The following is a 644-nucleotide window of genomic DNA, read 5'->3' on the forward strand; positions in this document are numbered from 1 at the left end:
GGCTCTGGGGGCGGGGGCCGTGGCTGCGGCCGCCGGTACGGGCGGCAGCTCCTGGGTGTCGTCCTCCGCGACGGGCGCCGCTCGCCCGGTGACCGGGCGCGGCCCGGTGGGCACGCCTACGGGCTCGTACGTCACGGGGTCCGGCCGGATCTCCCGCATCAGCTCCGCGAGGGCGTCGAACCTGCGGGGCCGCAGCACCCGGACGGGCTCAAGGGCCGGCCCGGACTGCGGGCGTTCGGGATCGGGCGGTGTCGGCACCTGACTCTCCTTCCGTCCCCGACCCGTCCCGGACGGGCGGGACTCGTGAGGTCCCCGTGCTCAGATACGGCCCGCACGGCAGCCCTGTTCACGCTCCGGTCCACGTTCACGCTCCGCCCCACGCGTCCCTTCCGGGCACCTCGCACACCCGACCCATCGATCGATCGAAACACTCAACTCGGCAAGAAATGTTGAGCGTTTGAGAAAGTGCGCTCCAGAAAGCGCTGTCGTGACGACTCCTTGGTCACGCCGTGGCTTCCTGGCTCTGGTTCGGCGGAACGGTCGGCACGCTCACCGCGGGCGATCCGTGCTGCGTGATGATCAGTGAACGGGACGACGGCGCCGCTGTGATCGGCCCTGGAGTCCTAGCTCAGACACCAGCCGCA

At 71.0% G+C, this 644-nt stretch carries 1 pseudogene; it reads right to left on the minus strand.

Annotation, left to right across the window (positions count from 1 at the left end):
• Positions 1-258: pseudogene (locus tag BIV23_RS45325) on the minus strand (cellulose binding domain-containing protein); the annotation flags it as partial.
• Between the last annotated feature and the right edge of the window lie 386 nt (positions 259-644).

The organism is Streptomyces monashensis, assembly GCF_001866665.1.
In the GTDB taxonomy this organism is placed as follows: Bacteria; Actinomycetota; Actinomycetes; order Streptomycetales; family Streptomycetaceae; genus Streptomyces; species Streptomyces monashensis.